The organism is Enterobacter cloacae complex sp. CARB60 (assembly GCF_036487345.1).
Lineage (GTDB): Bacteria > Pseudomonadota > Gammaproteobacteria > Enterobacterales > Enterobacteriaceae > Enterobacter > Enterobacter asburiae_D.
On sequence record NZ_JAZKLC010000002.1, the window covers coordinates 1,730,167 to 1,750,544 of the forward strand.

Genomic DNA, 20,378 nt, shown 5'->3' on the forward strand with positions numbered 1-20,378 from the left:
CCACCCGGCATTGTTTCTACAGCGCATCCTCTATTACCCAAACGCTGACGCTCCCCCCGTTACAGGTAAACGTCCCTTCGCCATCCGCCGCCGTGGTGATGGTTTCTTCGCGATTGCCGAGAAAATCGCGCCACGTTTTGTTGCCGTAGTTTTCCCCCAGGCAAATCACTTTTTCACCGTCGTCCCCGTTCGACAGCACCACCACGCAGCCGGGATCGTCTTCCGTGCCGCTGCGGCTGAAGGCGATGCAGTTAGGGTGGTCGAAAAACAGCGTCTGCACGCCGTGGGCAAAACGCTGGCGCGCGAGGATCAGCTCGTGAAGCTGCTCAATGACCGGCATATCAATATGGTACGTTTCACCGTCTCCTCCCGTGTCGTCATAGCTGGCGCCAAAGAGATCCGGATAAAAGACGCTCGGCACGCCATTCTCCCGCAGCAGGATCAGCGCGTAGGCCAGCGGCTTGAACCAGGCTTCGACCGGCGCTTCGAGCGCCTGCAAAGGCTGGGTGTCATGGTTCGCGACGAGGGTGACCGCATGAAACGGATCGGCTTCCACCAGGGTTCCGGTGAAGATTTGGCTCATGTCGTAATCCCGGCCCTGACGTGACGCCTCGTGGAATTTCATCTGCAGGGGGGCATCAAACAGCATGGTTTTGCCTTCGACCTGGTCGATATAGGCCTGAAGTTTATCCACCTCATGGGACCAGTATTCCGCCACGATAAACAGCGGCTGGTCGGCGACTTCCTGGACGTGCTCAATCCACTCTTTGTAAAACCAGGCGGGAATATGCTTGACGGCGTCCAGACGAAAACCGTCGCAGCGCGTCTGTTCCATGACCCAGCGGGCCCAGTATTTTATCTCCTCGGTCACGGCGTGATTGCGAAAGTCGATATTTTCGCCCATCAGGTAATCGAAGTTGCCCATCTCATCATCAACCTGATCGTTCCAGCCTTCGCCGGTGTAGTCGTTGACGATTTTAAAGATGCCGTCTTCATCGGGGTTTTCAATATGGTCGACGCCGCTGAAGCATTTGTAATCCCAGATGAACTGCGAATACTGCCCGGCCCGGACGGGGAAGGTGTAGCGAGTCCATGCTTCGCACTCAATAACCTCGTCATCGATTTGCGTGCGGTCCTGTTCGTTCACGCGCTGAACGCGCACGGACTCCTTCTCATCGGCACCCATTTTGTGGTTGACCACCACGTCCAGCAGCACGGCTATGTCGTTGCTTTTGAGGGCGTCGATGGCCTCCAGCAGCTGCGCTTTGTCGCCGTATTTCGTGGCAATACTGCCTTTCTGGTCAAACTCGCCGAGATCGAACAGGTCATAGGAGTCATAGCCAACAGAATACCCGCCGGAAGCACCTTTATAGGCGGGCGGCAGCCAGATCATGTTGATGCCGATTTCGTTAAGATTGGGAGCTAACGCCGTGACCTCTCGCCACAATTCACCGCCAGCAGGGTAATACCAGTGAAAACATTGTAACAGGGTGGGGTTTTTCATCATCCTTGCTCCAGAAGCCATTGACAGACTTCTGGAGTATGGATGAAGAAATCATAGTTGTGTGTCGCGGGTAAAACTTTCTGGATAAAGAATATTCCCTGACAGCTTTCCATAGGTAGACGTGATGGATTGCTGTTTACCGGTTTGATCAATCAGGCTGCGCAGTTCGTCCATGCGGACTTTCAGCAGCGCCTTTAGCGCATTCTCATTGTCGAGGATCATTTCCAGCAGCGCACGCGCTTGCTCAACCTGAGCCGGAGGGCATGACATGATGGGCGTTTGAGAAATCCTTTCCACCAGTTGTACGTAATGCATTTCCTGCTCGATAAGCGCATCCCATTGACCAGAATGAGCGAGATTTAGCATAGCAATGCTCTGAGCATGTAACGCCTGCCAGTGGCTAAGCGCTGCGCTGGGATTATTCATCAAAAATTATCCTGAAATAGAGGACGCATTGGGGCCAATTTGCTTCCACGCATCCGCAATGTTGTTTAATAAACCCTCGACTTCAACAATTGCGTCTACGTCGTTACTGACATTCGCCAGCAACAAACGTCGAACCATATATTCGTACAAGGAGGCAAGATTATCGGACAACTCGCTCTCAACCTCCATGTTCAGTCCTGCTTTTAAACCGTTGTCGATGATGTTAATGGCTTTGGATAAGGCTTCGCCCTTCTCACGAATTTGTCCGGCTTCCATGAACAAACGCGCGCGAACAAGGGCGCTATGCGCCCCGTCGAACAACATGACAATCAGCTGGTGTGGACTGGCATTCATGACTGCGCTTTCTACTCCTATCTGCTGATAGGATTGAACACCAGAGGTCTTATACATATCCACTCCTGAAGGCTACGACTACTTTTGTGAGAACTGTTGGGTCAGGTAGTTGGCCGTGCTGGTCATTTTGGTGACTAATACGTCCAGACTGGTGAACTGGGTTTTGTAACGCGCCATGGTGGCTTCGATTTGGGCATCCATGGCATCGTAACGTTCACCCAGTGATTTCAGCGTTTTGTTGATCCCGTCTTTCGCGTTCTGGATCACCCCGGCGCTGCCGGTACTGGTGCTGAGCATGTTGGTCAGCGTGTTGTTCATCTGAGTCGCCATACCGGTTTTCTTTCCGTCACCGACAAAATACTGCTGTACGGCGTTCGGGTTGTCGGTCAGCGCTTTTTTCAGCTTATCCGTATCGACTTTCAGGTTACCGACGGTACCGTCCGAACCTTTTACCGGGTCCTGGGTAATACCCAGCTGTGCCATGATCTGAACGGAGCCGGTCTGCACTTCGGTCAGCAGGCCGCGCAGCTGAGACTGGATCCCGCGCACGTTCGCATCACCGACCAGCGCGCCGTTGCTGGTGGACTGGCTGCCCGAACCTGCATCTACTGCAACATATTTAGTCAGGCTGTTAATGGTGGACTGCAGAGAGTTGTATGCAGTAACCCAGTCCGTGACCGCCTTCTGGTTAGCATCCGTTGCGCGTGTAACCTCAAGCGTTTCGTCCGCTTTGCTTTCGGCTTTCAGCGAGAAGGTAACTCCAGGCAGCGCATCGGTAATGGTATTCGACTGGCGCTCGATGGAGATGTTGTTCACCACTACAATCGCGTTCTGCGCGTCGGTGTTCACCGTCAGCGCGCCCGTTTTGGTGCCGGAATCGTAGCCAATTGCGCTTTGCAGCTTGGCATCGCCGGTAACGCTTACCGTCATCGCACCATCCGTACCGGTGGTTTTAGATGACAGCATCAGGCGGTAATCACCGTCTTTCGCTTTAATGACGCTGGCGGTGACGTTGCCGTTGGCTTTATTAATGGCGCTTGCAATCCCTGCCAGAGACGTATCGTCATCCGCCAGAGTGACCTCTAAAGGTGTTTTCGTGCCCGGCTGGGTGATGGTGATTTTACGCGTTGTACCTGTCGTATCGCCCAGCAGATCCGTGTTGTTTGCATAGGAGCCGGTAGTGAGTGCCTGTGCCTTTGCAACCTGGTTAACGTTGACAACAAAGGAACCCACGGACGCGTCAGCCGTTGTTGTGGCAGTAAAGGCCGTGTTGGTGCTGCTAACGGACGTTGAGTTCCAGGTGGTTGCTTTGCCCAGTGCAGCGGTCGCAGTCTGCAGCGATGTCATGGCGCTCTGCAGCTTGCCGTAAGCGCTTAACTGTGCGTTATACGTTGATTGCTGGGAAGTAATCGTCGTCAGCTTGGTTTTCTCTGCCGCTTCCAACTGATTATATAAATCCCCGAGTCCTGCAGAACCTATCCCGAGGTTACTGATAGTAGCCATGCATATTTTCCTTAAAATACGAAAGTAGTTCAGGACTCTTATCGGCCTCTCAGCGTAAAAGTTTACGATGGCGAGAAAAAAATAATCCAAAGAATAGACGCGTCCTGGCGGGGTAAATGAAAGGATTGCACTTTAGGGCCATTATCAGTGCCTTGAAAACACGAATAAGTGTGTGCCTTTTTTGTCATCTCTATTGTGCGTTAAAAAAGCGTAAATAATAAAACTCTCGTGAACCTTAATTGATTTTTAAAAATAAAACTATTAATAATCAATGTGTTGTAATTTTTTCAAAATTGATTCTAAAGTCTTTTGGGGACCCGTCGATAACCTTGTTGACGGTGAGAGACGCTGTGAGTGTTAGGCACCGGACCTAAAACCCAATTTTTGAAGGAAACAAAATTATGGCAGTTATCAATACTAACCTGTTGTCCCTGACCACTCAGAACAACCTGAACAAATCTCAGTCTTCTCTGGGCACTGCTATTGAGCGTCTGTCTTCAGGTCTGCGTATTAACAGCGCGAAAGACGATGCTGCTGGCCAGGCGATTGCAAACCGCATGACCGCTCAGATTAAAGGCATGACTCAGGCAGCACGTAACGCCAACGACGGTATCTCCATGGCGCAGACTGCTGAAGGTTCCCTGAACGAAATCAACAGCAACTTGCAGCGCGTTCGTGAACTGGCTGTTCAGGCAAGCAACGGCACCAACAGCGCATCTGACCTGGCCTCTCTGCAGGATGAAGTTACCGCTCGTCTGGCTGAAATCGACCGCGTTGCGGGCAAAACTGACTTCAACGGCATCAAACTGCTGGACGGCACTGCAGGTACTGCTGGTGTGGTTAAAATTCAGGTTGGCGTGAACGACGGCGACACCATCAACCTGGACCTGAGCGGCGCTAAAGCTGACTCTACCACTCTGGGCGTGAACGCAATCGACCTGAAAACTATGGGCGCTACCGATCTGGACACCATCGACAAAGCTATCGCTAAAGTTGATACCGCTCGTTCTGGCCTTGGTGCTGTGCAGAACCGCTTCACTTCTGCAATCAACAACCTGAACAACACCTCTAACAACCTGTCTGCTGCTCAGTCCCGTATCCAGGACGCTGACTACGCAACTGAAGTTTCCAACATGTCCCGCGCGCAGATCCTGCAGCAGGCTGGTACTTCTGTTCTGTCTCAGGCAAACCAGGTTCCACAGACCGTTCTGTCTCTGCTGCGTTAATTTTACGCGTGAAACCCCGCTTCGGCGGGGTTTTTTTATCTCTGCTATTTGAGAATCCGCCTGTGAAACAAATCAGTGTCACTCAACCAAAGCTGGTCGCAGATTTTTCATGTGTCGGTGGGGAATGCCGTGAACATTGTTGTCAGGGCTGGACCATCGCGTTTGATAAATCCTCCGTTAATCGCTATCTGAACAGTAAAAATACCGCCATCCGTCATACGGCGAAAACGGCAATAAAAGTCACCAAAAAACAGTATGGCCACTGGGGCGAAGTGATTTTCCATACGGAAAGTAAAAACTGCCCGTTTATGGATACGGAAAAACTCTGTTCTATTCATAGCGCCATGGGCGCCCAGGCCTTAAGCCCAACCTGTTCGTCCTTTCCACGGACAAACCGGGTCTATAAAAATGAAATCGAAAAATCGCTGAACCTCTCGTGTCCGGAAGTGACCCGACTTCTGTTGAACGATCGGGAGTCTATGTCGATGATGGAATCCATCAGCGTCCAGCAGGACGTCAATAATGCGCCGATGATTGATTTGAAGGCAAAGGTCATCAATCTCTTCTGCCAGAATATTTTCAGCGTTGAGGCGGTCAGCGTTGAAGAACAGGTTTACGCCGTGGTGAAATTCCTCATGGTGGCTGAAAAACTCGATAATCTTGAAGAGAATATCGGCACGCTCGAAACGGTCTATTTCTCGCTGGTTAACGAACTGGTGAGCGGTAAAATCAAAACGGAATTAGGCGGGTTTAATCAGAACTACAGCCTGAAATTCGCGTTAATTTCGCTCATTCAGAGCTACTTTACGAAGAAAGCGACAGCCCGCGGCGGTGCGGTATTAAACCGTTATTTCACTCAGCTTTATCAACAGTTTGAGTCTGCTGGTGACACCGTTCCGGCAGAGAAGGTCATGGAGAACATCGAGTCCGTCTGGCGAGATGTGGCGGGCAGTTACCTGGCGACCAACGATCATTTATTTAAGAACTTTTTTAAATACAAACTGTGGGAGCAGGGCTTCCCGCAGAACAATGGCCGCAGCATGTTGAATAACCTTTATTTAATCGCCGCGGAGTTCTATTTCCTTAAAACGTTACTCGCCGGTCAGGCTCTCGTGGCGGGAAAAATTGAACAAGATAATATCATTGATGTTATTTACAGCTTCCACTCCCTTAGCCAGCATAATCAGGAAGCGGGAAAGCTCTTTCATCAACATATAGATAGCGTCAAACTCGGCGACGATCTTTCATTGTTACAACTGTTAATTTAGGCAGAAAAGTTGCCCCTGTTGTGGGCAACCTCAGAATAACCTCACTTTATCCCCCTTTTTCATCCAATTGAACGCCCTGCAGAATCGGATAATCATGCCGATAACTCAACTAACGCAGGGCTGTTTATCGTGAATTCACTCTATACCGCTGAAGGTGTAATGGATAAACACTCGCTGTGGCAGCGTTATGTCCCGCTGGTGCGTCACGAAGCATTGCGCCTCCAGGTGCGCTTGCCGGCGAGCGTGGAACTCGACGATCTGCTACAGGCGGGCGGTATCGGGTTATTGAATGCAGTTGACCGATACGACGCTCTGCAAGGAACGGCATTTACGACTTACGCAGTTCAGCGTATTCGTGGTGCGATGCTGGACGAGCTGCGCAGCCGCGACTGGGTGCCGCGCAGTGTTCGCCGCAACGCGCGCGAAGTGGCGCATGCGATGGGGCAGCTGGAACAGGAACTGGGACGTAACGCAACGGAAACCGAAGTGGCGGAACGTCTTGGCATTGCTGTTGAAGAGTATCGTCAGATGTTGCTCGATACCAATAATAGCCAACTCTTCTCTTATGACGAGTGGCGAGAAGAGCATGGCGATAGCATCGAGCTGGTGACGGATGAGCACCAGCAGGAAAACCCGTTACACCATTTAATGGAAGGGAATTTACGCCAGCGCGTCATGGAGGCTATCGAAGCTCTGCCTGAACGCGAACAGCTGGTATTGACCCTTTATTACCAGGAAGAGCTTAACCTCAAAGAGATTGGCGCTGTTCTGGAGGTGGGAGAGTCGCGGGTGAGCCAGCTGCACAGCCAGGCCATTAAACGCTTACGAACCAAGCTGGGTAAGTTATAGGTGATTGATTCACCTGAAAAATGCCGCACAACGTATTGACAACCAGGAGTTATCATGACGGTGCAGCAATCTAAAAGACGGCCTTTAAGCCGCTACCTGAAAGACTTTAAACACAGCCAGACGCATTGCGCCCACTGTAACAAGTTACTCGATCGTATCACGCTGGTTCGCCGGGGCGAAATCGTCAATAAGATTGCGATTTCGCGTCTCGACACGTTGATGGACGAATCAGCATGGCTCGAAGAGCAAAAAGAGTGGGTGGCGCTTTGCCGTTTCTGTGGCGATCTCCACTGCAAAGAGCAAAGCGACTTCTTCGACATTATCGGCTTCAAGCAATTCCTGTTTGAACAAACGGAGATGAGCCACGGCACCGTTCGCGAATATGTGGTTCGCCTGCGTCGCCTTGGGCAGCATCTGACCGTAAACAATATTTCCCGCGATCTGCTCAAGACCGGTTATCTGGATGAAAATCTGGAGCCGTGGCTGCCTGCGACCAGCACCAACAACTACCGAATTGCGCTGCGCAAGTATGCGCAATACAAGGTACAAATGCCGGGTGCCATAAAGCAGAAAGCCCACGCCGGAACAACTTCTGATATATATTAAAAAAGAATAAGATGTAGCGCAGTCGCCTTTGACGTTGCAGGCGATTTCTCTACACTACGTAAAAATTCCACTATATCGGGGTATTTATGAAATTTGCACTTCTGGGTCGTCAGGCGCTGATGGGTGTTATGGCCGTTGCGCTGGTTGCGGGCATGAGCGTGAAAACGTTCGCCGCAGAAAACCTGCTGAATAAAGTAAAAGAGCGCGGTACGCTGCTGGTCGGGCTGGAAGGAACGTATCCTCCGTTCAGCTTCCAGGGCGATGACGGTAAGCTGACCGGTTTTGAAGTGGAGTTTGCTGAAGAGCTGGCGAAGCACCTCGGCGTGAAAGCGTCCCTGAAACCGACCAAATGGGACGGTATGCTGGCGTCGCTGGATTCCAAACGTATTGATGTGGTGATTAATCAGGTGACCATTTCTGACGAGCGTAAGAAGAAATATGACTTCTCTACGCCGTACACCGTGTCCGGTATTCAGGCGCTGGTGAAGAAAGGCAACGAAGGCGGGATTAAAACTGCCGCGGACCTGAAAGGGAAGAAAGTCGGTGTCGGTTTGGGTACCAACTACGAAGAGTGGCTGCGCCAGAACGTGCAGGGCGTGGATATCCGCACCTACGATGATGACCCGACGAAATACCAGGATCTGCGCGTGGGCCGTATCGACGCCATTCTGGTTGACCGCCTGGCAGCGCTGGATCTGGTGAAGAAAACCAACAATACCCTGGCCGTAGCGGGTGATGCGTTCTCTCGTCAGGAATCAGGCGTGGCCGTTCGTAAAGGCAACGAAGACCTGGTCAAAGCGATTGATTCCGCGATTGCTGACATGCAAAAAGACGGAAGCCTGAAAGCGCTCTCCGAGAAGTGGTTCGGTGCAGACGTCACGAAATAAGTTTCTGACGTAAAAAAAGGCGCTTTTAAAAGCGCCTTTTTTATTTCTTTCGCGTCTGCGTGCATAATGAAAAATATCACATTTTGTCAGAGTTACCGGAGAACCCATGTCACTACAGAATTTAACGCGCTTTCCCCGCCTGGAGTTTATCGGCGCGCCGACGCCGCTGGAGTACCTGCCGCGATTTTCTGATTATTTAGGGCGCGATATTTTTATTAAGCGTGATGACGTGACGCCGATGGCGATGGGGGGCAATAAGCTGCGCAAGCTGGAGTTCCTGGCGGCTGACGCACTGCGCGAAGGCGCGGATACGCTTATTACTGCCGGTGCAATCCAGTCCAACCACGTTCGTCAGACGGCGGCGGTGGCGGCAAAGCTCGGGCTCCACTGCGTGGCATTGCTGGAAAACCCGATTGGCACGCGGGCAGAAAACTATCTCACCAACGGTAACCGCCTGCTGCTGGACCTGTTTAATGTACAGGTCGAAATGGTGGATGCGTTGACCGATCCGACCGCCCAGCTCGACGAGCTGGCGACGCGTCTGGAAGCGCAGGGGTTCCGCCCCTATGTTATCCCCGTCGGCGGTTCGAACGCGCTGGGCGCGCTGGGGTATGTGGAAAGTGCGCTGGAAATCGCGCAGCAGTGCGAGGGCGCGGTGAGCCTCTCCTCCGTGGTTGTCGCATCCGGCAGTGCAGGCACGCATGCCGGGCTGGCGGTAGGGCTGGAGCAACTGCTGCCGGACGTCGAGCTGATTGGCGTGACGGTGTCCCGCAGCGTCGCGGATCAGAAGCCGAAAGTGGTCACTTTACAGCAGGCGGTAGCCGAGCAGCTTGAGCTGAAGGCAAAGGCCGATATTCTGCTCTGGGATGACTATTTTGCGCCGGGTTACGGTACGCCTAACGAAGAGGGCATGGAAGCGGTGAAGCTGCTGGCGCGCCTCGAGGGCATACTGCTCGATCCGGTGTATACGGGTAAAGCGATGGCCGGACTGATTGACGGCATTGCGCAGAAACGCTTTAAGGATGAAGGGCCGATTTTATTTGTCCATACCGGCGGGGCGCCTGCGCTGTTTGCCTACCATCCTCATGTCTAAAAATCAGGTCGAAAAATAATAATGCAAGAAAGTATTCAACTGGTTATTGATTCTCTGCCGTTTCTGCTGAAAGGTGCGGTATTTACGTTACAGCTCAGTATTGGCGGGATGTTCTTCGGGCTGGTGCTGGGATTTGTGCTGGCCTTAATGCGCATGTCACCCGTCCTGCCGGTACGCTGGCTGGCACGCTTTTATATCTCCGTGTTTCGCGGCACGCCGCTTATCGCCCAGCTCTTTATGATCTACTACGGCTTACCGCAGTTTGGTATCGAGCTGGATCCGATCCCCGCAGCGATGATTGGTCTGTCGCTCAATACCGCGGCGTACACCTCCGAAACCCTGCGCGCGGCCATCTCCTCCATTGACAAAGGGCAGTGGGAGGCGGCGGCCAGTATCGGGATGACCCCCTGGCAGACGCTGCGACGGGCCATTCTGCCGCAGGCGGCGCGCGTGGCGCTTCCGCCGCTGAGCAACAGCTTCATCAGCCTGGTGAAAGATACTTCCCTGGCGGCAACGATTCAGGTGCCGGAGCTATTCCGTCAGGCGCAGCTCATTACTTCGCGCACGCTTGAAGTCTTTACCATGTACCTGGCCGCCTCGCTGATTTACTGGGTGATGGCGACGGTGCTGTCTGCCCTGCAAAACTACTTCGAAAACCAGCTTAACCGCCAGGAGCGTGATCCAAAATGAGTGCTATCGACGTCAAAAACCTGGTGAAAAAATTCCACGGTCAAACGGTGCTCCACGGGATCGATCTTGAAGTCGAGCAGGGCGAAGTGGTGGCGATTATCGGACCGAGCGGTTCGGGAAAGACGACGCTGCTGCGCAGTATTAATCTGCTTGAACAGCCGGAAGGCGGCACCATCCGGGTAGGGGATATAACGATTGATACCGGAAAATCCATCAGCCAGCAGAAAGGGTTGATTCGCCGCCTGCGCCAGCACGTTGGCTTTGTTTTCCAGAACTTCAATCTCTTCCCGCACCGTACGGTGCTGGAGAACATTATTGAAGGGCCGGTCATTGTAAAAGGTGAATCGAAAGAGGACGCAACGGCGCGCGCGCGCGAACTGCTCGCTAAAGTCGGGCTGGCGGGGAAAGAGACCAGCTATCCGCGCCGCCTGTCGGGAGGGCAACAGCAGCGCGTGGCGATAGCGCGCGCGCTGGCGATGCGCCCGGACGTGATCCTTTTTGATGAACCGACCTCTGCGCTCGATCCGGAACTGGTGGGCGAGGTGCTGAACACCATTCGCCAGCTGGCGCAGGAAAAACGGACGATGGTGATCGTGACCCATGAGATGAGCTTTGCACGCGACGTTGCTGACCGAGCCATCTTCATGGATCAGGGGCGGATTGTGGAGCAGGGACCGGCGAAAAGCCTGTTCGCGAATCCTCAACAGCCGCGAACCCGTCAGTTCCTTGAAAAATTCCTGATGCAGTAGAATTTTTGCACTAATTTGCTCCAGAAATTTAGCCTGGAGCAAATTATTCTCCCCCTGCGCGCCGTCCTGTGTTTTTTTATTCCATCCAGCTCGGATAAACCTTATCGATAGTAAAGTTAATTGTGCTATTGCCGATATTTTGTAGTTAGAAAAAAGTTTTATGTGTTAGGTTATATTCACCATAATAATGATTATCTTTTCAGAGGCTTCATTTAGTAAGTATGAAGGATTCAGACTTTTTCACCTGGCGACGGGATTGCTCCCTCCGGTTTCAGGAATTGACCTGTGCCGACGAGGTATATCAGGAACTACAGCGACAAACTCAGACGCTTGAATTTGATTATTACGCGCTCTGCGTGCGCCATCCCGTGCCATTTACCCGGCCTAAGATCGCTGTGCATACCACTTATCCAAAGCAGTGGATGGCGCAATATCAATCCGCGAACTATTTCGCTATTGATCCCGTCTTAAAACCGGAGAATTTCATTCAGGGTCATTTACCCTGGACCGATGCATTATTCGCTGACGCGCAGGAATTATGGCATAGCGCACAGGACCACGGTTTACGCGCGGGAATAACGCAGTGTCTGATGCTGCCTAATCATGCGCTCGGCTTCCTGTCGGTTTCTCGTACTAGTGTACTGGAAGGACCGTTTGCCCGTGAGGAAATAGAATTGCGGCTGCAAATGCTGGTACAAATGGCCTTAACTTCTCTGATGCGTTTTGAAGATCAGATGGTCATGCCACCCGAAATGAAATTCAGCAAACGCGAACGCGAAATTCTGAAATGGACTGCGGAAGGGAAGACGTCTGCGGAAATAGCGATCATTCTCTCCATCTCCGAGAATACCGTTAACTTCCATCAGAAAAATATGCAGAAGAAATTCAATGCGCCCAACAAAACCCAGATCGCATGCTACGCGGCGGCAACGGGACTGATCTGACGGGATAATACGTTCTGCGTGACAGACGAGCGAACGGCTGAATGCACCGCATCCAGCCGTTTTTTGTTACTGGCGGTAGGCTTGTTTGATTTGCTTAACGGTGTTTGCAAATACTGCAGATTCAGCCTGGTCCTCCATCTCCGCGATTTGTTTTTCCATTTTAATGATCACACGACCGGCATCCGCCTGGCCCATCGCCTGCAGCATCAGCGTCAGCAGCGCTTTCAGGCAGTTTACTTCCTGTGCCAGTTCCTGGTTATTCTCCGCAGTGGCAAATTCAGGTGTGCTCATTTATTTTCCTCATTATTTAACGGCGCTAAAACGCGACGACGAAAGTCAAGGCGGCGGAGTATACCACAAGCTGTCACAAAAAATGCAGCGGTTGTTTTTCGTACTTTTACGCGGATGTTTAATAGCGTAAACAGAACGAACCGGTAAACTGAACCGCTGTTATAGGCTATTAATTGTTTATGCCCGGTTCGCTTGCCGTTAATTATTGTTACAAAAAGTTGAGAACTGTTTTTTTTGCAGGGAATGCCTGCACGATTTTTGTAACTTTTTGAATACAGATGCTTAAAAAAAGCTGCAAAAGCCCTGTATGCACGGGCTCTCTTTCCACGGACTGTACAGCCTAATTTCCAAAAACGAGAGCGAAATCGAATAGCCGGTTTTTTAACGTTTTAATCTTGTGAGGAAAACCGTTAATATAAACCAAATTATCACTCAGTAGCGTTATCCCTATTCTGGAGACATTTCCTTTGATCAACGTCCTTCTTGTTGATGACCACGAACTGGTGCGCGCAGGGATACGACGCATTCTTGAAGATATTAAAGGTATTAAAGTTGCCGGTGAGGCGTGCTGTGGGGAAGATGCGGTAAAATGGTGCCGCACAAACTCGGCCGATGTGGTACTGATGGATATGAACATGCCCGGTATCGGTGGTCTTGAAGCGACACGCAAAATCGCGCGTACCTTTGTCGATACAAAAGTCATCATGCTGACCGTGCATACCGAAAACCCACTGCCCGCGAAAGTGATGCAGGCGGGCGCAGCGGGCTACCTGAGTAAAGGTGCTGCACCGCAGGAAGTCGTTAATGCAATCCGTTCCGTGTTTGCCGGACAGCGCTACATTGCTTCCGACATCGCTCAGCAAATGGCGCTGAGTCAGATTGAGCCCGAGAAAAACGAATCACCGTTTGCGAGTTTGTCTGAGCGTGAATTGCAGATTATGCTGATGATCACCAAAGGTCAGAAGGTGAATGAGATCTCGGAACAGCTGAATCTCAGCCCGAAAACGGTGAACAGCTATCGTTACCGTATGTTCAGTAAACTGAACATTCATGGTGACGTCGAACTGACGCATCTGGCCATCCGGCATGGTTTGTGTAATGCGGAGACGTTGTTAAGTCAGTGAGTGATGTGTTCGATTCAAAAGCATTTCTGAAAACCGTAACCAGCCAGCCTGGCGTCTATCGCATGTATGACGCTGGCGGTACGGTTATCTACGTAGGGAAGGCAAAAGATCTTAAAAAACGCCTCTCCAGCTATTTTCGCAGCAACCTGGCCTCCCGGAAGACCGAAGCGCTGGTCTCACTCATTCAGAATATTGATGTCACCGTCACGCACACTGAGACAGAAGCGCTGCTGCTTGAGCACAACTATATAAAGCTCTACCAGCCGCGCTATAACGTCCTGTTGCGTGATGATAAATCCTACCCGTTTATTTTTCTGAGCGGCGACACCCATCCGCGCCTCGCCATGCACCGCGGTGCAAAACATGCGAAGGGCGAATATTTCGGGCCGTTCCCTAACGGCTATGCCGTGCGTGAAACGCTGGCGCTGCTGCAAAAAATCTTCCCGATTCGCCAGTGTGAGAACAGCGTTTACCGTAACCGCTCGCGCCCGTGCCTGCAGTACCAGATCGGACGCTGCCTGGGCCCCTGCGTGGCCGGGCTGGTGAGTGAAGAAGAGTATGCCCAGCAGGTGGATTATGTGCGCCTGTTCTTAGCCGGAAAAGACGATCAGGTCTTAACGCAGCTGATCGCGCGGATGGAAAAAGCTAGCGCCGCACTCGAGTTTGAAGAGGCCGCGCGGATCCGTGACCAAATCCAGGCGGTGCGCAGAGTCACTGAGAAACAGTTTGTCTCGAATACCGGTGACGATCTCGACGTCATCGGCGTGGCCTTTGACGCCGGGATGGCCTGCGTGCACGTGCTGTTTATTCGCCAGGGCAAAGTGCTCGGCAGCCGCAGCTATTTCCCGAAAGTGCCCGGCGGCACCGAGCTGGGTGAAGTGGTGGAAACCTTTGTCGGCCAGTTCTATCTGCAGGGGAGCCAGATGCGCACGCTGCCTTCTGAGATCCTGCTCGATTTTAATCTTGACGATAAAACCCTGCTGGCCGATTCGCTCTCAGAACTGGCGGGCCGTCGGGTCAATGTACAAACCAAACCGCGCGGCGATCGTGCGCGTTATCTGAAGCTGGCGCGAACCAACGCGGCGACGGCACTCACCACTAAGCTGTCGCAGCAGTCGACGGTGCACCAGCGTTTAACGGCCCTGGCGACGCTGCTGAAGCTGCCGGAAGTGAAGCGGATGGAGTGTTTCGACATCAGTCATACGATGGGGGAACAGACGGTGGCGTCCTGCGTGGTGTTTGATGCGAATGGCCCACTGCGCGCCGAGTATCGCCGCTATAATATCACCGGGATCACGCCGGGCGATGACTATGCGGCCATGAATCAGGTTCTGCGTCGTCGCTATGGTAAAGCCATAGAAGAGAGCAAGATCCCGGATGTGATCCTGATTGACGGTGGGAAAGGGCAGCTCGGCCAGGCGAAAGCGGTATTTGAATCGCTTGATGTCAGCTGGGATAAAAACCATCCGCTGCTGCTGGGCGTCGCAAAAGGGGCCGATCGTAAGGCTGGTCTGGAGACATTGTTCTTCGAGCCGGAAGGTGAGGGCTTCAGCCTGCCGCCTGATTCCCCGGCGCTGCACGTCATCCAGCATATTCGCGATGAATCGCACGATCACGCCATCAGCGGTCACCGCAAAAAACGGGCGAAGGTGAAAAATACCAGTAGTCTGGAAACGATTGAAGGCGTGGGACCAAAGCGTCGCCAGATGCTGCTGAAATATATGGGCGGATTGCAAGGATTACTCAACGCCAGCATGGAGGAAATTGCAAAAGTGCCGGGTATTTCGCAAGGGCTGGCAGAAAAGATCTACTACTCGTTGAAACATTGAGGGCTCTGTAGCAACATAGAGCTAAATTTTACTGACAACAAACAGTTACCGTCATTATGCAATTTAATATCCCTACGTTGCTCACTCTCTTTCGTGTTGTACTCATCCCGTTCTTTGTACTGGCGTTTTACCTGCCGGTCGTCTGGGCACCTTTCGCCTGCGCATTGCTCTTTCTGATCGCGGCGGTCACCGACTGGTTTGATGGCTATCTGGCCCGCCGCTGGAATCAAAGCACCCGTTTCGGTGCCTTCCTCGATCCGGTGGCAGACAAAGTGATGGTTGCTATCGCGATGGTGCTGGTGGCCGAGCACTATCATACCTGGTGGGTGACGCTGCCTGCGGCAACTATGATCGGCCGTGAGATCATCATCTCTGCACTGCGCGAGTGGATGGCGGAGCTGGGGAAACGCAGCAGCGTGGCGGTTTCCTGGATTGGTAAAGTCAAAACCACCGCGCAGATGGCAGCGCTGGTCTGGATGCTCTGGCGTCCAAACGCCTGGGTTGAATGGGCGGGAATTGGTCTGCTGTGGGTGGCGGCAGTGCTGACGCTGTGGTCCATGCTGCAATATTTGAACGCTGCGCGCGGGGATTTGCTTGATCAGTGATCGTTTCGCCGTATTTTTCAGCAAACGATCCGGGGATGCGAAAAATAACGTTGACTCATAACGTCATATCAGTAGAATGCAACGCATCGAACGGCGGCACAGCAAGCCGGACGATAGTGAAATCAAGTGGTTAGACGTTTGCTTGATGACATGCGGGAATAGCTCAGTTGGTAGAGCACGACCTTGCCAAGGTCGGGGTCGCGAGTTCGAGTCTCGTTTCCCGCTCCAGATTAAAGACATACGCAGTTGCGGGTGTCAGTTTGAAAAGTTTTACGGCGCGTTAGCAAAGCGGTTATGTAGCGGATTGCAAATCCGTCTAGTCCGGTTCGACTCCGGAACGCGCCTCCATTTTCTTCCCTGGCCGGATGGTGGAATCGGTAGACACAAGGGATTTAAAATCCCTCGGCGTTCGCGCTGTGTGGGTTCAAGTCCCACTCCGGCTACCATGGGAAAAGTAGAATAAAATCAATGATAAGCAGTGTCGTATAAACCACCGAAAGGTGGTTTTTTATTGCCTGAAATTTGCCTTCCCTGGGATGCGTGTGAAAATGATGTTTCCGCGAACGCATACCTAATCAGTTTTTATGCTCTCCCACAACTGGTACTACTTTTTCTTTCATGTCATAAATTGCTGTTTGTCGCGGGTTTTATGACCGGAATTGCCTGTTTCTCTTCAGGGCGAGCCGAATATAATTCGAAGCAATAATGCATCAGGCAGTGCGGGATGCGAGGTTCTTCTGGTAGGTGGTATCGGCCATACTGTTACAGGAACTCATTGGAGAAGCACTATCAATGGTGTAAACATTTCTAGTGCTACTTCTCCGGTTATTAGGGATAACTCAGCGTTTTAAGCGTAAGCACCCTCATACGTTGAGGGGGCTAGCCTTTGATGTTCTACCCTTCATTTTTGAAATTAATAATTTTCCGGTGGTTATAAACCAACGCTCAATAGTAATATGTGCAATATATGCAACAAAGATACACGCTATATATATTGTCAAAAATGATAACAATCCTTTAGGGTAATTACTTTCACCTATTGAATGTAAGTAGTTTATGTAATACTTTAAAACCATTGCGTGAGTTAGGTAAAGTGAATAAGAAATATCAGAAAAGAACTTTGTGATTCTTAGATTTATCTTATATCCTGACATCTCAGAAAACATCAGAGTGACAAAAATTAATGCCGCAACAATGCCTTTCTCCGTTAATCCATGCATATTGGTATCTAAGAAATACAATAAGGTTAATGTAATAATACAAGCCATTAAGAAAGTATATGACACTAACTTATTAGTGGTTATTAGTTTAGTGTTATACATATGGAAGCAAATCATGCCTATTACAAACTCAATCATTAATGGTGACCCAAGTAATGTGAGAGCTGGTGTCAAGACGCCCATTTGTTCACTGTAAGGTGAAAAACCTCCGTATAATGAGATTTCACCTTTGAACGTATACTGTATGATACACATCAGTAGCGCCAGAGAACAGATTGATATTATTGAACGATATTTATGGCTGAAGCACATGCCAACAAAAAATACAAAATAAAACATTACCTCGTATGCGATAGTCCATGCAGGGTAAAGCATGTTATACCCGTAGAATGGTGCTCTGCTGGCGTAATCATTTTGCATTAACGTTGCTGAATGCAGGTACTTTGTATAATCATAACCTGAATTGTAGGTTAGCCAGGCAACTGTCAGGCATATAAAAAAGAGCGGATATATCCTGAAAAACCGCCTGATCACAAAGCTAGATCTATAGTGAGCTTCTTTCTTTTGCGTAGCATAACAGATTATAAACCCACTAATTATAAAAAAGATATCCACGCCAATGTTACCATTCTTAAATAGATCTCTGCCCATCCCCGGCCAGAAATCATATGCACCTATAAGTACACCAGCAATATGATAACCAACTACAAGAAGAGAGGCTAAACCTCTAAGTACCTCGATAAAATATATCTTTTGTTGATTTTCGCTCATTCGTAATCACTTATAACGTTTAAAAATAATTGTGATGCTATGATTGTAACATGTGTAATTTAATATGCAGTAATTTAGTTAGATTCTGTTATGGAGTTGACTTAGGATATTTCGAGACTTTGCCACTATACGCTATCAGCCTACCATACAATCTTCCCCCACGCTGGAGCGGAGCTGGCGTATCTGACGCTGGTCGCCACAGCCGGTTGACAAAAGGCCATCAGATGATGGCCTAAGTATTATTTAATTTAGTTCATTCTTGATTTTATTTACAAACCACACTGAGCCTGAGTCCGTCAGATGCGCATTATCCCATTGCATTGGCTTTACAGGAGAATCCCCAACTGTCGCTTTGCACGTGGCATGGTTGCACAATGTATTTAATGCGGAAATAAACTTAGCGTTGCCGCTTTGAGTAATAATTTCCTTGAGCTTCATTTCATTCTCAAAAAGATTTTTCTTGCTTTCCAGAAGCTCAACAGGAAGCGTTCTTTGTGTATTAAGACCATTTGTCTCAATCTCCTTCGGCAGGGGCTCCTGCCAGAAAGGGAATGGACCAATCACAATAGTGCGAATTCCTGATTCATGTAATATTTTTAGTGTGTCAGCTAAATATTTTTCGAATGGATACTGAGACCAAAATGCTGACAAAACTACAAGCCTTGGTTTGGTTCTGATTATTTCGTTCAAAACATTCGTGTTTATGTTCTTACAAAATGGTCTTTGACTGTTTTCTGCGCCAACTAGAGGACCACAAAGACTCGACGTTCTTTGTGTAAAATTAACGCCCTCATAATCGGTATGAAGTCCTGGCATGAGATGAGCTGCATGAGAGTCACCCCAAACAACAACTGAATTGCTAGTCATTTTGTCAGGACATTTATCAAATTGTTTATAATCCTGGTCAGGATTAAGGAAGCATGTGCCAGGGCGCCAGTTTTTGTTATTGAATCTAAAATTCACGATATCTTTCATTTCACCATTAAATCTGAAGCTCATACCATGATTAAAAGACACAAACACGCATGCTGTTACTAAGGATAAGCTCCAGATAAAATTAGCACGGATTTTACTTCTATTTTTAAATGGAATCTCTATAAGGTTAAATGATATTAATGCAAAACATAATGATGCAGAAACTCCGAGCAACGTATTAACTACATTGAAACTCAAATTATAATATCGCATTAGGACTATCACAGGCCAATGCCATAGATACCACGAATATGATATTTTACCTATGAACTGGAGTGTTCCATTCCTTATAAATCTCGATTCCTGATTGTTAGCCATTATGAATATGGCAGCACCAAGTACTGGTAATAATGTATACGCACTAGGCCACAAGTCTTTGCTGTATAGAGCGAATATTGAAATTATTATTAATGTTATACCAAAATAGGCTAGTACGGGTCTTTTTTTATCTTGTGTTTTTGAAGCACCGTGCGCATAGACAAAACCGCCAGATATCATCTCCCATGCACGTGTTGAAAACGAATAAAAAACATCTGTTTGATTATGATTTGATAGTAAGATCATTGTAATAAATGATACTATCCATAAAAAGACAAGTGAAGGTATTAATGGAAGTCTGACTTTTTTTATGAGGATTACAATAATAGGGAAAAGAAGATAGAATTGCCACTCTACAGACAAAGACCATGTGTGAAGGAGAAAATTACTTTCTGACGATGAGTCAAAGTAACTTGAATGAGTGGCATAATATTTATTTGAATAAAAAAGTAATGATGCCGTTGCGTTTTTGCTAAGTATTTCATATTCGCTCGTGCTTAAAATAAACAAACCTAAAATCATTAGCACGAGAATTACAAATACCAGAGCAGGTACAATTCTCAGAAATCTTGCAATATAAAAGTCAAGCACACCTTTGTGATCTACTCGTTCAAGAACGATTCCAGTCATAAGAAAACCTGAGATCACAAAGAAGACATCGACTCCTATAAAACCACCTGATACATAGGGCACACCGAAGTGATACAGCACAACACTTAGCACTGCAAAGGCTCTTAAACAGTTTATATCGAGCCTGAATTTTTTATAGCTCATTTCTTAACCATCATTCCAAAGTGCCGTTCATGGCAAAATTAATATGATGGATAATAGACGTTTTTATAAAATTCGTCATCCATACTTAACGTATAACATCAATCATATCGATGCAGATCACTAAATTTTACTCATCAAGATTGTGCCAAACAGACTCAGCTGGGCTGTAACCATGACTGATGGCGATTTAACGAGTGTCCTCCAGAGGATCAGGTAGTCGGATAACGAAACTATAGAATTACATCAGTCTCTGTTTCCGTTATGACACTGCGGGGTGCAGGCAAAATGGTCCACGCTCGACCTTACCACTAAACGAATAATCATCAATTCGTTCAACTTCCCGATAAAGAGCATACTAAAGATTGCGATCTG

19 protein-coding genes and 3 tRNA genes are annotated in these 20,378 nt (G+C 49.4%); 15 read left to right on the forward strand and 7 right to left on the reverse strand.

Translation table 11 applies throughout. From position 1 onward, the window contains the following. Nucleotides 1-16: 16 nt before the first annotated feature. The 4 genes from amyA to fliD are packed head-to-tail and all read right to left on the reverse strand — an operon-like array spanning nucleotide 17 to nucleotide 3,787. A complete protein-coding gene (gene amyA / locus V4835_RS09245; RefSeq protein ID WP_331412004.1) occupies nucleotides 17-1,504 on the reverse strand; it encodes an alpha-amylase in 1,488 nt (495 codons plus the stop codon). Nucleotides 1,505-1,555: 51 nt separating this feature from the next. Then, on the reverse strand, nucleotides 1,556-1,930 hold the full coding sequence (fliT, locus tag V4835_RS09250) for a flagella biosynthesis regulatory protein FliT (protein ID WP_331412005.1): 375 nt from the start codon (nucleotides 1,928-1,930) through the stop codon (nucleotides 1,556-1,558). A gap of 6 nt (nucleotides 1,931-1,936) precedes the next feature. After that, entirely contained in the window at nucleotides 1,937-2,341 is a 405-nt protein-coding gene (gene fliS, locus V4835_RS09255; RefSeq protein ID WP_331412006.1) for a flagellar export chaperone FliS, read from the reverse strand. A gap of 21 nt (nucleotides 2,342-2,362) precedes the next feature. Further along, a complete protein-coding gene (gene fliD / locus V4835_RS09260) occupies nucleotides 2,363-3,787 on the reverse strand; it encodes a flagellar filament capping protein FliD (RefSeq protein ID WP_331412007.1) in 1,425 nt (474 codons plus the stop codon). Between the two features lie 401 nt (nucleotides 3,788-4,188). Between fliD and V4835_RS09265 the strand changes: the two genes are divergently transcribed. The 9 genes from V4835_RS09265 to sdiA all read left to right on the forward strand — a co-directional run bounded on the left by V4835_RS09265 (nucleotide 4,189) and on the right by sdiA (nucleotide 12,099). Continuing rightward, nucleotides 4,189-5,013 (forward strand): flagellin N-terminal helical domain-containing protein, encoded by an 825-nt coding sequence (locus V4835_RS09265; RefSeq protein ID WP_331412008.1) that lies wholly within the window; start codon nucleotides 4,189-4,191, stop codon nucleotides 5,011-5,013. 62 nt (nucleotides 5,014-5,075) lie between these two features. Continuing rightward, nucleotides 5,076-6,281 carry a flagellin lysine-N-methylase gene (gene fliB / locus V4835_RS09270; RefSeq protein ID WP_331412009.1) on the forward strand — a complete coding sequence of 402 codons (1,206 nt, stop codon included), beginning with the start codon at nucleotides 5,076-5,078 and terminating at the stop codon, nucleotides 6,279-6,281. Nucleotides 6,282-6,410: 129 nt separating this feature from the next. After that, nucleotides 6,411-7,130 (forward strand): RNA polymerase sigma factor FliA, encoded by a 720-nt coding sequence (locus V4835_RS09275; RefSeq protein ID WP_014170714.1) that lies wholly within the window; start codon nucleotides 6,411-6,413, stop codon nucleotides 7,128-7,130. 54 nt (nucleotides 7,131-7,184) lie between these two features. After that, the gene (fliZ, locus tag V4835_RS09280; RefSeq protein WP_063143663.1) at nucleotides 7,185-7,736 is read left to right on the forward strand and encodes a flagella biosynthesis regulatory protein FliZ; all 552 of its coding nucleotides are present in this window, start codon (nucleotides 7,185-7,187) and stop codon (nucleotides 7,734-7,736) included. 86 nt (nucleotides 7,737-7,822) lie between these two features. Next, nucleotides 7,823-8,623: a cystine ABC transporter substrate-binding protein gene (gene tcyJ, locus V4835_RS09285; protein WP_023336163.1), complete on the forward strand. Its 801-nt coding sequence runs from the start codon at nucleotides 7,823-7,825 to the stop codon at nucleotides 8,621-8,623. A 106-nt stretch (nucleotides 8,624-8,729) separates the two neighbouring features. Further along, the gene (dcyD, locus tag V4835_RS09290) at nucleotides 8,730-9,716 is read left to right on the forward strand and encodes a D-cysteine desulfhydrase (RefSeq protein WP_045326856.1); all 987 of its coding nucleotides are present in this window, start codon (nucleotides 8,730-8,732) and stop codon (nucleotides 9,714-9,716) included. A 21-nt stretch (nucleotides 9,717-9,737) separates the two neighbouring features. Continuing rightward, entirely contained in the window at nucleotides 9,738-10,406 is a 669-nt protein-coding gene (tcyL, locus tag V4835_RS09295) for a cystine ABC transporter permease (RefSeq protein WP_063143665.1), read from the forward strand. After that, on the forward strand, nucleotides 10,403-11,155 hold the full coding sequence (gene tcyN / locus V4835_RS09300; protein ID WP_032658641.1) for an L-cystine ABC transporter ATP-binding protein TcyN: 753 nt from the start codon (nucleotides 10,403-10,405) through the stop codon (nucleotides 11,153-11,155). Before tcyL ends, tcyN begins: the two co-directional genes overlap by 4 nt. A gap of 221 nt (nucleotides 11,156-11,376) precedes the next feature. Further along, on the forward strand, nucleotides 11,377-12,099 hold the full coding sequence (gene sdiA, locus V4835_RS09305) for a transcriptional regulator SdiA (protein ID WP_063143666.1): 723 nt from the start codon (nucleotides 11,377-11,379) through the stop codon (nucleotides 12,097-12,099). 66 nt (nucleotides 12,100-12,165) lie between these two features. On the opposite strand, the gene V4835_RS09310 is transcribed toward sdiA, so the two are convergent. Then, entirely contained in the window at nucleotides 12,166-12,390 is a 225-nt protein-coding gene (locus V4835_RS09310) for a DUF2594 family protein (protein ID WP_008500345.1), read from the reverse strand. Between the two features lie 467 nt (nucleotides 12,391-12,857). Here V4835_RS09310 and uvrY point away from each other — a divergent pair, with 467 nt between their 5' ends. The 6 genes from uvrY (at nucleotide 12,858) to V4835_RS09340 (ending at nucleotide 16,394) form a co-directional block, all read left to right on the forward strand. Further along, complete coding sequence (uvrY, locus tag V4835_RS09315; protein ID WP_028019574.1) at nucleotides 12,858-13,514, forward strand: UvrY/SirA/GacA family response regulator transcription factor; 657 nt, start codon at nucleotides 12,858-12,860, stop codon at nucleotides 13,512-13,514. Next, nucleotides 13,511-15,343 carry an excinuclease ABC subunit UvrC gene (gene uvrC, locus V4835_RS09320; protein ID WP_063143667.1) on the forward strand — a complete coding sequence of 611 codons (1,833 nt, stop codon included), beginning with the start codon at nucleotides 13,511-13,513 and terminating at the stop codon, nucleotides 15,341-15,343. The genes uvrY and uvrC overlap by 4 nt, the downstream gene beginning before the upstream one ends. A 56-nt stretch (nucleotides 15,344-15,399) precedes the next feature. Then, entirely contained in the window at nucleotides 15,400-15,948 is a 549-nt protein-coding gene (pgsA, locus tag V4835_RS09325; RefSeq protein WP_023312285.1) for a CDP-diacylglycerol--glycerol-3-phosphate 3-phosphatidyltransferase, read from the forward strand. Nucleotides 15,949-16,100: 152 nt separating this feature from the next. Then, nucleotides 16,101-16,176: transfer RNA gene (locus tag V4835_RS09330), tRNA-Gly, on the forward strand. Between the two features lie 46 nt (nucleotides 16,177-16,222). After that, a tRNA-Cys gene (locus V4835_RS09335) sits at nucleotides 16,223-16,296 on the forward strand. Between the two features lie 11 nt (nucleotides 16,297-16,307). Continuing rightward, nucleotides 16,308-16,394: transfer RNA gene (locus V4835_RS09340), tRNA-Leu, on the forward strand. A gap of 417 nt (nucleotides 16,395-16,811) precedes the next feature. Here the strand turns inward: V4835_RS09340 and V4835_RS09345 are convergent. Both V4835_RS09345 and V4835_RS09350 read right to left on the reverse strand, forming a co-directional pair. Then, on the reverse strand, nucleotides 16,812-17,939 hold the full coding sequence (locus tag V4835_RS09345) for an acyltransferase family protein (protein ID WP_331412010.1): 1,128 nt from the start codon (nucleotides 17,937-17,939) through the stop codon (nucleotides 16,812-16,814). Between the two features lie 243 nt (nucleotides 17,940-18,182). Continuing rightward, nucleotides 18,183-20,006 (reverse strand): acyltransferase family protein, encoded by a 1,824-nt coding sequence (locus V4835_RS09350; RefSeq protein WP_331412011.1) that lies wholly within the window; start codon nucleotides 20,004-20,006, stop codon nucleotides 18,183-18,185. Between the last annotated feature and the right edge of the window lie 372 nt (nucleotides 20,007-20,378).